The following is an 11,425-nucleotide window of genomic DNA, read 5'->3' as shown; positions in this document are numbered from 1 at the left end:
ACACTGCTTACATTGATACTTTTGTTTAGCCTGCTTATTCATACCAAACTTGTATAGTTTATCAGAATTACAGCGTGGGCATTTTATATTAGTTTTGCTCATTGTTCTTCTCTCCTTTTTGAAGGGGGTATTATTTAGTATCGCAAACCTATTGTATTTCCTTGGGCTGAGAAGAGCAATGTTCATATAACTTAACAGATCGATCTTTATTTATAGGAGGAAAATATGAATAGTAAATATAGTGATTTATTTGATGATTTAGTTAAATCATATTATACAGGAAATTTTGATGAGACACTTAATATGATAATGACTTGTCATGATAAATCTCCACAAGAGACATTTAAAATTATCACTTCTCTTTGTGGTGTAGATATTCCTTTTGATAATAACTTTGTATATAACTTAAAAAAAGCTATAACTAACTATGCAGTAAATAAACATATCGTATCTAAGCTTGAAGAATGTACTACTAACTGTACTCAAGATGAAAATCATAAATTTAGATGTCAAGCTACTTGCCCTTTTGACGCTATTAAATATGATGATAAAAAACACACCACTTATATAGATCAAAATACTTGCGTTGAATGTGGATTATGTGTAGATGCATGTAAGGATGGTAAAATATTAGATAGAGTTGAATTTATACCTATTAAAGATCTTATAAATCATAATAAAACAGTAGTAGCTGCCGTAGCACCATCAATAATTGGTCAATTTGGTCCTAACGTAACAATGGATCAATTAAGAGCAGCTTTAATGAAAGTTGGTTTTACAGATATGCTTGAGGTCGCTTTTGCAGCTGATATGCTTACAATAAAAGAAGCTGTTGAATTTAATAAGCATGTTAATGGCCCTAATGACTTAATGATTACTTCATGTTGTTGTCCAATGTGGGTTGGAATGCTAAAGAAAGTTTATAAAGAATTAGTTCCTGACCTTTCTCCTTCAGTATCACCTATGGTTGCTGCAGGAAGAGTCATAAAAAAACTAAACAAAGATGCAAAAGTAGTCTTTATTGGCCCTTGCATAGCTAAAAAAGCTGAAGCTAAAGAAAAAGATATAGCCGGTGCTATAGATTTTGTATTAACATATCAAGAACTAGATTCAATATTTCAAATTTTAGATATACATCCTGAAGAACTCCAAGGTATTCCAAGTGTTGAGTACGCATCTAAAGGAGGCCGATTATACGGAAGAGCTGGAGGAGTTTCAGTTGCTATAAACGAAATGGTTGAAGAATTATATCCTAATAAAAGTGAGCACCTTAAAGCTGTTAAAGCTGATGGTGTAAAAGCTTGCAAAGAGCTATTGGATAAAACTATGAAGGGTGAAATAGATGGTAACTTTATAGAAGGCATGGGTTGTATCGGCGGTTGTGTTGGTGGACCTAAAGTACTTATTCCTAAAGAAGAAGGTACAATGGCAACAAATAACTTTGCTTTTTATTCCCCTATAAAGATTGCTGCTCATAGCTCAACTCTAGATGATGTATTAGGAGAATTAGGCATAAACTCTCTAAAAGACTTTGAAGACGATGATAAAATATCAATACTTCATAGAACATTTTAAATAAAGTTTAAAGCACTTTGGTGAAAAGTTTGACTTCGTCAAAGGGGAAAATGTCACTGGCGTGACAGTGAAAATAATGCCTATAGCAATAGTGAAAAGTGTTTACATTAGTACCTTTCACTTTAACTTAAGTTAACTTTTCCCCGCTACGTTAGTAGCCTTTTCACTTCGATGAAGTCGACCTTTCACCTGTGAGCTTCGCGAACAATTTATTTCTATTTTCCTTCAATTTTGTTTAATATCTTTCTTAAATCTACTATCATTTCATCCATATCTTCTTCACTACAATTACTAAATATATTTTCAAAGCTACTACTCATATTACTCTTAAATGTATTAGCAAAATCTAATCCATTTTTAGAGAATTTTATATAAGTATTTCTCTTATCATCTTCTCTTTTTTCTTTTTCTAAGTAACCTAGTTTTTCTAGTCTTTGTACTATTCCCGAAACAGTACCTTTCGCTAAAGACATTTCTTTACAAAGCTCTGTAATAGTCATTTCTTTTTTGTGAGCAATTAATTGAATAACCATACATTGTTGATGAGTTAAGCCGCTCTCCCTAAGATTATCACTAATTATATTAGTAGTTTTCGAGTATAATTCCTTTATCATCATAGCAGCCCTAAACGCTTTGTTTTTTCTTTCCATAATATGTGTATCTCCCACTCTTTAAAGTAATGCTACTTTTCCTAAATTGAACAAGTACATTGTTAGTTTAACTTCAATTTACTTATCTCTTCAAGCTTTTTTTCCTTAAATTCTTTACTTTTTCCATAAGACATAAGAATGGAATATCCTACTTCAATAGCAAAATATGTATTATCATCAATAAATATATCTACATTTTCATCTCCATATTGTATATTTCTAAGATATAGCTTTTGATTCATAAGTGTTAAATGAATAATTATATCTCTTACAATATGTATATCTCCTTCATCTTGCAAATATAATTTTCCTTCTTTGAGTAACATCTCATTATACCTTTTTACCTTTTCTTCAAGTTGTCTGATACCATCTTGTAATTTATAAGGAAATATATATTTATTTGCTATTATTACTATTAAAACTCCAACTATTACATATGCAATTCTATAAAGTAAAAGTTCATTTATATTATTACTTAATGAAGAAACCGATATAGATGCAATGGCAGCAAAAAGTGATATCTTATGATATTCCTTAAAGGCATAAAGTAAATATAATGATGCTATTAAAATTGCTATTGTTACAAATTTATTATCTATCAGATTTATAGCTACACCTGTAAATATTATAGCTATTGTATTTCCTACTACTCTATCTTTTGTCTTCTTTAATGTATCCTCGTAATACGGTTGTATCACTGACATAATAGTGATTATTGCCCATATTATTTTATAAAATCCTAAAATTTCTCCTATGAAAAGTGATAAAGTTAATGTTATAGCCATTCTCATGGCAAACTTAAATCTTATACTATCCTTTCTAAAGTATTCTTTAAAAGTATATCTAGTTTTATCTAGATAACTTCTTTGCCATTTTTCATATACCTTATTTATTTCTCTTCTATCTACTGCATTTAATGAATTAATATTTTTGCTTAAATTAATTAAAATAACTGATATTTCATATCCATACTTTGCTTCTTTAATATATTTATTTACATATCTATTTGTTTCGTTAACTACTTGTTCTACGTTTATATTTCCATTAGAAAATTTCTTGATTTGTTCTAACAAGCTAATTAACTCTTCAATCTCTCTCTTAGTTATATCCTTATGTGAATAACCTTCTTCAATCTTTCTTAGAAAAAGATTAAGATGTTCTATATCCATAAATATCTTAAACTGAATTTGCCCTAAATTAGTTGTAAGATAATCTTTATATCTAGATACATAAACTTTATACGCTAAAGCTCTCATAATATTTGTACACTCTAGCTCTTTCTTTTTAGTATAGTTACCTTCTAATATATCTTTTAAGCCTTCTGATATTAAGCTTAGCGCCTTATATATGCTCTTTCCTAAAAGGCTTTTTTCATTTATTTCATTAACTATTTTATTACATATTACTATAACCAAAACTCCAAATATTACTGATAAATATCTTGCTGGCATTTTATTTAGAGGTACCCATGCATATTGTGTAAATGCATACAACATAATAAAAGGCTTATAAAATGTTGGGTCATATGGACTTGTTATAGTGTACATAATTAAAAATATACTTATAAAATTTATAAAAATTCCTATAAATATATTTAATCTTGAAATATAAGCTAATGTTACAATAATTAAATCCATTAATATTATCCTAATTGTTTTATTAAAAGTCTTTACCTTAAAATTTTGTCTCCCAAGTACCGCTGATGTTAAAGCTATAGGAAAAGCAAGCATTATATTCTTTTCACCAAAAAGAATTCCAACTCCAAACATAGTAAGTACTGCTATTGTTCCATTTTTCAACATACTATACGTATTAATCCCTTTAAACATATCTTTTTCTCCTCATAAGTTAACTTGATATAATTTAAAACATTTTATATTAACTATTATTAGCAAGTATCTCTATTTATTTTCATTCAGTTACAAGAATATATATTGCTTTTACTAAAAAACTCTAAAAAATTATATATTTTCGATATTTTTCCTCCATTTATGCCACACTTTCTCATATTTTGTATAAGATATAGTATATATAAATTCATTAAGGAAGGTTTAGTAAAAAAATGAAAATTAAAGACCCAAATTTAACTAATAATGAATATGCAAAAGCATGTATAGCACTTCAAAAATATGAAAATTTACTCTCAACTACTGAAGCTTTTAAGCTAGGTACAATATTTAGAGATCTTCGTAGCTCATATGAAGAAACTGAAACAGTAAAGAAATAGAGAGGTGAATATTATGTACGACAATCCATTAGTAATAGATATTATGAAATACATGTTTTATGCTGTAGATCTTAATTTATATTTAGATAACTTCCCTGAAAACTCAAAAGCCACAAAAGATTATAAAATGATTTCTGAAAAACTTGATTGTTTAATTCGTCAATACGAAGAAACTTATGGGCCATTGACTAACTTTGGTTCTTCTTCTATAGAAGACCCTGAAAAATGGACATCATGTCCTTGGCCTTGGGAAAATAAATAGGAGGAGAATATATTAATGTGGTATTACGTTAAAACATTGGAATATCCAATAAATTTAAAATCAAAAGATCTTAAAATGGCTAAATTTCTTGTTTCTCAATATGGTGGACCTGATGGTGAATTAAGCGCTGCCCTTAGATATTTAAATCAACGTTTTACAATGCCAACTTGTAAAGCAAAAGCCTTATTAACTGACATTGGTACAGAAGAAATGGCTCACGTTGAAATGATAGGAACTATGGTATATCAATTAATGTCAAATGCTACACTAGATGAATTAGTAGAGGCTGGTCTTGGTGGTCATTATACAGACCATGGAAGAGCTTTATTCTATACTGATGCAACTGGTAACCCTTGGACTGCAACTTATATTCAAGCTAAAGATGATGTAGTTGCTGATTTATACGAGGATATGGCTGCTGAACAAAAGGCAAGAGCAACATATGAGTGGCTGATTAACTTAACTGATGACCAAGAGATTAAAGAGATATTAAGATTTTTAAGAGAAAGGGAAGTTGTGCACTTCCAAAGATTTGGTGAAGCCTTAATGAATGTACAAGATCACTTCTCATCAAATCCAAATTACTGCTGCGAAAAAAGAACTATAGTAACTGCAGACGACTATATAAGATAATTGTTAATATATGCAAAAAGGAGCTGCTAAGTCAGCTCCTTTTTATATCTTTATGTAACACATTTTTTCTTTTTTCATATTATATATTATAAATTTTACAAAAGGAGATTGATTTTTATGAATACTGAAGAAAAAAAAGCCAATCCACTAAAGAGACTTGAATATGGAAGAGCTTATATCGTGCCTCAAAAATATGAAAATCTACTTTCACTTACTGCTGCTATAAAATCAGGAACAATTTTCAGGGACCTTATCCGTCCATATACTGAAACTGAATAAAAAGTGAGGTGATTAATTATGAGTGAAAATCCATTATTAGTTGAAATTATGAAATATATCTTTTATGCTGTTGAACTAAATTTATATTTAGATAATTTTCCAAATAACACAGAAGCTACAGAAGACTATAGAAATATATCTGCAAAATTAGATGAACTAGTTCGCAAATATGAGAAACAATACGGTCCATTAACCAACTTTGGCTCAGCTTCATATGAAAATCCTAAAGCTTGGGTAAACTGCCAATGGCCATGGGAAAATTAACAAAGGAGGAATAATTGAATGTGGTATTATGTAAAAACTTTAGAATATCCAATAAACCTACAGTCTAAAGACTTAAAAATGGCTAAATATCTTATGTCTCAATACGGTGGTCCTGATGGAGAGTTAAGTGCAGCCCTTAGATATTTAAATCAACGTTATACAATGCCTACTAATAAATCTAAAGCACTACTAACTGATATAGGTACTGAAGAAATGGCTCACGTTGAAATGATTGCTACTATGATTTATCAATTAATGTCTAATGCTACACTAGCTGAACTAGAAGATGCTGGACTTGGTGGACACTATGTAGACCATGGAAGAGCTTTATATTATGCTGATGCTCAAGGTAACCCTTGGACTGCAACTTATATTCAAGCCAAGGATGATGTAGTAGCAGACCTTCATGAAGATATGGCTGCTGAGCAAAAAGCAAGAGCAACTTATGAATGGTTAATTAATTTAACTGATGAAGAAGAAATTAAAGAAATTTTAAGATTTCTAAGACAAAGGGAAATTGTTCACTTCCAAAGATTTGGGGAGGCTTTAATGAATGTTCAAGACCATATAACACAAAACGGTTCTAAAGTATATTACCCTAAAAATGATATATGTTAATATAAATAACCTATAATTTGTTAGTTTTAATAGGTTATAATTTTCTCTAATAAATATCCGTATTTTATATCTATAAAATTATAAATTAAATTATATAAAGACAGATAACTCAAAAAAATAAGGGGGCTGTTTATTTCAGCTCCCTCCTCTACCGATTAACTCTTAATAATCACTTCCTGCTAAAGTTCCAGTTGAAAATGCAATCTGAAGATTAAATCCACCTGTTTCTGCATCAACGTCTATTACTTCTCCTGCAAAGTATAAGCCTTGAATAAGCTTAGATTCCATAGTTGAAGCATCTATTTCCTTAACTGCTACCCCTCCTGAAGTTACTTGTGCAGCCTTTATTGATAAAGTTTCTCTCACTGTAAGCTTCATTTCTTTTATAAATTCTATAAGTTTCATTTCATCTGCTTTTTTAAGCTCTGCTGCTTTAGTAGTAGTTAAGCCTAAGTTTTCTATAATCTCCTTTAAGAAGCTTTGAGTTAATAAACCTTTCATATTATTTAATACTGTCTTATTAGGGTTACTTCTTATTAAGGCTGATATCTCTTCCTTACTCTTATCTTTTAAGAAATCTAATGTAACTTCTATTTCTCCATTTTCTAAAGCTTTATTTATATATGATGAAAGTATTAATACTCCTGGTCCTGATATACCAAAATGAGTAAATATCATATCCCCTGTTACTTCAATCTTTTTCTTCTTAACCTTAGCTCTAAATACTACATCTTTCATTGAAATACCTTGAAGTCTTTTTACAAATTCCTCTTTTATTACAAGAGGAACTAAAGCTGGATATAATTGATTAATCTTATGTCCATGTCTTTCTAAAACCTCAAACATGCTTCCATCTGACCCTGTCACTGGAAAGCTCTTTCCACCTGTAGTTATTATTACTTTATCTCCATATATTTTATTATTATCATCAGTTACTACACCTTTAATAATGCTGTCCTCTACTATTAAATCGGTAACCTGTTTATTGTATAAAATCTTAACTTTAGCTTTAGCTAAGTTATTTTTTAATAATTCTATAAAATCTTCTGCCTTGTCACTACCTGTATATACTTTATTATGATTATCGTACTCTACCTTATATTCAAAGTTACATTCATCAAGATAAGCTAAAAGATCTTCATTAGTAAAGTTATAAAATGAACTATATAAAAACTTACTATTATTTACTACTCTATTAAAGAACTCTTCAATATCTCTTTTATTTGTAATATTGCATCTTCCTCCACCAGTTAACTTAAGCTTTTTACCTATTTCATTGTTTCTTTCTATTAATATAACATCATTATTCTTAGCTGCATTTAACGCTGCCATTATTCCTGCAGGCCCTGCTCCCACTATAATAACTTTTTTCTTATCCATCATTAGTTCCTCCAATATCCGACTACTTATAATTATTGCTTATACTTTTATTAATTATAACATTATGTTGATAAATTTCGTATTATAAAGAATTTTTATATGCATTTATTTGATTTTTTTGTTCATTTATCAAACTTAATCTTTTCTTAATTTAATTTTTTGTATTTATTTGGTAAAATAATTATAACAAAATTTTCTAAAACATATTGCAAATAGTATTTAATACCATTATAATAGGTTGCAATTTACTATATTATATTTTAAATTAAAGCATTATAAAATGTTTCAGGGGGTTAATAATGAAACTAGAAGTAAAAGAACTACGAAAAACTTTTGAAGATAATGAAGTTCTTCATGGAATTTCATTTTCAGTAGAAAGTGGAAAAGCACTAGGACTCTTAGGAAGAAATGGAGCAGGTAAAACTACCACTATACGTATTTTAATGGATGTATTTAAAGCAAACTCTGGTGAAATACTTATGGATGGTAGAAACTTCAACCCAAAAGATTTTCAAATTGGTTATCTGCCAGAAGAAAGAGGCCTATATCCAAAGAAAAAAGTTATGGAACAAATAGTGTACCTTGCTACTTTACGTGGCATGACTAAGAAGGAAGCAAAGGAAAGTGCTCTAAAATGGCTTAATAGACTTGGGGTTTCTGAATATGAAAATAGAAAGCTTGAAACCTTATCTAAAGGTAATCAGCAAAAGGTTCAACTTGCTCAGACTCTTGTATGTAATCCAGACATAGTAATATTAGACGAGCCATTTAGCGGTCTTGACCCTGTTAATTCTCAAATTCTTAAGGATGTTGTAAATGAGCTTATTGCAGAAAATAAACTTGTAATATTCTCAAGCCATCAAATGAGCTATGTTGAAGAATTCTGTGATGAGATTGCTATTATCAATAAAGGGGAAATTGTTTTAAGTGGTAATCTAAAAAATATTAAAAAGGATTTTGGTAAAAACAGACTTATATTAAGTGCTAATAATATGTCTTTAGAAGAGCTTAGCAATTTTGCTGCTGAAAACTTTGCTGACATAGTTAAAGTATATGAAACTAAGAAAAGCTTTATAGTACTTGAATTATGTGATGGCAAGAGTAAAAATGACCTACTTGAAAAAATACTAACTACTGATATAGATATTGAAAAATTTGCAGAATATGAGCCTACATTAACAGACATATTCGTATTAAAGGCAGGTGATGAATAATGAAAAAATTTCTTAATGTTTTAAGCTTTGAATTAACTAACTACTTTAAAAATAAAGGTTATATGATAACAACTATACTTATTTCTGCAATATTAATTATTGGATTATCACTGCCTTCTTTATTTGATTTATCAGGCCTTATACCTGGACTTTCTAAAAATAATGCTACTGTAGAAGAAAACCAAGGTGGAGATTCAGGTGTTATTGACTCAGATAGTGATGAGGAAAATGTTAATTACGTAATATTTGATAAAAGCGGACTTATAGCTGATGATAACTTTGAGCTTATTAAAAGCTACTTCCCTAATGCAAATTTTGAAAAAGTAACTAGTGAAGAGGATGCTGAAAAACTTGTTAAAGATGGTTCTGCAAAAGCTGGTTTCGTTGTAGAAAGCGCAGTTAAATATTATTACTTAGTTGAAAACTCAAACTTTGCTGACATGAGCCAAATGACTTTCCACTCTGCTCTTGCTGCTATAAATCGTAAAGAGTATGCAGAAAAGGAAGGTATAGATTACCTTGAGCTTGAAACAATAGTTAATCTGCCAATAACATCGGAAACTACTGTTTTAGGTAAAGATGGTGCAGGTAACTTTGGATATGTTTATATACTTGTCTTTGTAATTTATATGATGACAATTCTTTATGGTCAGCTTGTAGCAGTTTCTGTTACATCAGAAAAAAGCTCTAGAGCTATTGAAGTATTAGTTACAAGCACAAGTAGTACTAGCCTTATATTAGGTAAAGTAATTGCAGCAACACTTGCTAGTGTTATACAAGTTGGAGTAATGTTATCAGCAGGAGTTGTAACTTATGCTATAAATAGAGATGCTTGGAACGGTATGCTAGATGGCGTGCTTAAAATGCCTAGCGATATCTTGCTTGCCTTTGCATTCTTCGGAGGAGTTGGTTACCTATTCTACTGCTTTATCTTTGGTGCTTTAGGTGCTTTAGTTTCTAAAACAGAAGATATAAGCTCAAGTATCGGCTCTATTACTATGATATTTGTTATAGTATTCTTTATAAGTATGTTCGGAATGATGGGTAATGCTGACAGCTTAATCGTAAAAATAGCTTCCTTCGTTCCATTTAGTTCATCTATGACTATGCTTATACGTATAGCTATGGGTACTGTATCTACTATAGAAATAATAATTTCATTTGTTATATTAGTATTATCTACTATAACAGTTGCATGGGGAGCAATTAAAATCTACAGACTTGCAACTTTAAGATACGGAAACCCAATCAAATTAAAGAATGCCTTAAAGTGGCTAAAGAAGAAATAATATTATCTAAAGACTAGCTTAATTATAGCGTTATAATGATTTTTACTCATTATAGCGCTATTTTTATATCCAATACCCAAAATATAGAATTTACAGTACAACATATTGGATAATTATGTTAATATAATATTAACTACTAAGTTCATATTTGTATTATTTTATGTATTAAAATATAACATCAAAAAAGGGGGAGAATGTATGAACAACAATCTAAAGTTTATCCTAAAAACAACAGGTATACATATTCTAACTTATATTTTATGAGGAATAATATTTTCTGTAGTATTTAATTATAATAGTTTATTTACTATGGATGGAGTAAATGGATTTATGAGAGAGGTTGGAGGTTTAAGTACCTTATTAGGACCTTTAGTGCAAGTTATTCGAGGAATATTATTTGGAGCAGTATTACTATTATTTAAAGATACCTTTATTGGTAAAAAATATGGTTGGTTAAAATTATGGGCTATATTAAGTATAATAGGAATAATAAACACACCGGGGCCTGCGCCATTTTCAATAGAAGGTATAGTGTATACTAAGTTGCCATTAGAGTTTCATTTAAAAGGAGCACCAGAAATCCTTATTCAAACATTATTATTTTCATATCTATTAGCAAAACCATCTAAAAAGAAAAAGATAAAATTAATAGAAGAGAACAAACATGAATTTGTTTCTACAATAGTTTGTATGGTGTTATTCTCATTATCTGGGATAGTATTAGCATTAATTAGAGGGATAAGTATTGAGTCTTCAATAGGTGATATAGGTGCTTTCGGAGTTATGTTTATAGCCGTAATATCTACATTTTTTATTTCAAAATATTATTCTAAAATGAAGAGTAAATTTAAAGACATCATAGTAATAGCTAGTTTATATTTTTTATTAGCAATTTTACCATACCTATATAATTTAGGCTCTGTTAGACAATAATGTTGATATGTGCATATAAGTCTTAAATAGTGTTATAATATAGATAATAACACTATCGGAGGTAAGATTTATGGCAACTCTTTCAAATATAAAGTCAGATA

Annotated in this window: 14 protein-coding genes; 10 read left to right on the top strand and 4 right to left on the bottom strand. The window is 29.4% G+C overall.

What is annotated here, in order from left to right; genetic code table 11:
- Positions 1–102 (bottom strand): IS1 family transposase (locus H8S10_RS16745; RefSeq protein ID WP_347707662.1); only part of this gene is annotated, 102 nt, incomplete at its 3' end.
- A gap of 123 nt (positions 103–225) precedes the next feature.
- Here H8S10_RS16745 and H8S10_RS16740 point away from each other — a divergent pair.
- Entirely contained in the window at positions 226–1,575 is a 1,350-nt protein-coding gene (locus H8S10_RS16740) for a [Fe-Fe] hydrogenase large subunit C-terminal domain-containing protein (RefSeq protein ID WP_186839627.1), read from the top strand.
- 215 nt (positions 1,576–1,790) lie between these two features.
- On the opposite strand, the gene H8S10_RS16735 is transcribed toward H8S10_RS16740, so the two are convergent.
- Both H8S10_RS16735 and H8S10_RS16730 read right to left on the bottom strand, forming a co-directional pair.
- A complete protein-coding gene (locus tag H8S10_RS16735) occupies positions 1,791–2,225 on the bottom strand; it encodes a helix-turn-helix domain-containing protein (RefSeq protein WP_055264613.1) in 435 nt (144 codons plus the stop codon).
- A 62-nt stretch (positions 2,226–2,287) separates the two neighbouring features.
- Positions 2,288–4,054, bottom strand: a complete 1,767-nt coding sequence (locus H8S10_RS16730; RefSeq protein WP_070205658.1) for an FUSC family protein — start codon at positions 4,052–4,054, stop codon at positions 2,288–2,290.
- Positions 4,055–4,287: 233 nt separating this feature from the next.
- Between H8S10_RS16730 and H8S10_RS16725 the strand changes: the two genes are divergently transcribed.
- The 6 genes from H8S10_RS16725 to H8S10_RS16700 all read left to right on the top strand — a co-directional run bounded on the left by H8S10_RS16725 (position 4,288) and on the right by H8S10_RS16700 (position 6,508).
- Entirely contained in the window at positions 4,288–4,452 is a 165-nt protein-coding gene (locus H8S10_RS16725; protein WP_148315745.1) for a spore coat associated protein CotJA, read from the top strand.
- A 13-nt stretch (positions 4,453–4,465) separates the two neighbouring features.
- Positions 4,466–4,714 (top strand): spore coat protein CotJB, encoded by a 249-nt coding sequence (locus H8S10_RS16720; RefSeq protein ID WP_055264612.1) that lies wholly within the window; start codon positions 4,466–4,468, stop codon positions 4,712–4,714.
- A gap of 15 nt (positions 4,715–4,729) precedes the next feature.
- Positions 4,730–5,347: a manganese catalase family protein gene (locus tag H8S10_RS16715; RefSeq protein WP_055264611.1), complete on the top strand. Its 618-nt coding sequence runs from the start codon at positions 4,730–4,732 to the stop codon at positions 5,345–5,347.
- Positions 5,348–5,464: 117 nt separating this feature from the next.
- The gene (locus H8S10_RS16710) at positions 5,465–5,626 is read left to right on the top strand and encodes a spore coat associated protein CotJA (protein WP_084758968.1); all 162 of its coding nucleotides are present in this window, start codon (positions 5,465–5,467) and stop codon (positions 5,624–5,626) included.
- An 18-nt stretch (positions 5,627–5,644) separates the two neighbouring features.
- Complete coding sequence (locus H8S10_RS16705) at positions 5,645–5,890, top strand: spore coat protein CotJB (protein ID WP_055264610.1); 246 nt, start codon at positions 5,645–5,647, stop codon at positions 5,888–5,890.
- An 18-nt stretch (positions 5,891–5,908) separates the two neighbouring features.
- Entirely contained in the window at positions 5,909–6,508 is a 600-nt protein-coding gene (locus H8S10_RS16700) for a manganese catalase family protein (protein ID WP_055264609.1), read from the top strand.
- Between the two features lie 162 nt (positions 6,509–6,670).
- Here the strand turns inward: H8S10_RS16700 and H8S10_RS16695 are convergent, their stop codons facing one another.
- On the bottom strand, positions 6,671–7,888 hold the full coding sequence (locus tag H8S10_RS16695) for an NAD(P)/FAD-dependent oxidoreductase (RefSeq protein ID WP_186839626.1): 1,218 nt from the start codon (positions 7,886–7,888) through the stop codon (positions 6,671–6,673).
- Positions 7,889–8,187: 299 nt separating this feature from the next.
- Here H8S10_RS16695 and H8S10_RS16690 point away from each other — a divergent pair, with 299 nt between their 5' ends.
- The 3 genes from H8S10_RS16690 to H8S10_RS16680 all read left to right on the top strand — a co-directional run bounded on the left by H8S10_RS16690 (position 8,188) and on the right by H8S10_RS16680 (position 11,324).
- Positions 8,188–9,102 carry an ATP-binding cassette domain-containing protein gene (locus tag H8S10_RS16690; RefSeq protein ID WP_186839625.1) on the top strand — a complete coding sequence of 305 codons (915 nt, stop codon included), beginning with the start codon at positions 8,188–8,190 and terminating at the stop codon, positions 9,100–9,102.
- Positions 9,102–10,391, top strand: coding sequence for an ABC transporter permease (locus tag H8S10_RS16685; RefSeq protein ID WP_186839624.1), 1,290 nt, complete (start codon positions 9,102–9,104; stop codon positions 10,389–10,391). The genes H8S10_RS16690 and H8S10_RS16685 overlap by 1 nt, the downstream gene beginning before the upstream one ends.
- Before the next feature lie 330 nt (positions 10,392–10,721).
- Positions 10,722–11,324 carry a hypothetical protein gene (locus tag H8S10_RS16680; protein WP_186839623.1) on the top strand — a complete coding sequence of 201 codons (603 nt, stop codon included), beginning with the start codon at positions 10,722–10,724 and terminating at the stop codon, positions 11,322–11,324.
- Positions 11,325–11,425 lie beyond the last annotated feature (101 nt).

The sequence above is a fragment of the Clostridium sp. NSJ-49 genome, assembly GCF_014287725.1.
Classification (GTDB): Bacteria; Bacillota; Clostridia; order Clostridiales; family Clostridiaceae; genus Clostridium; species Clostridium disporicum_B.
The sequence above is the reverse complement of the archived record's forward strand: the minus strand, read 5'-3'. Positions and strand labels throughout refer to the sequence as shown.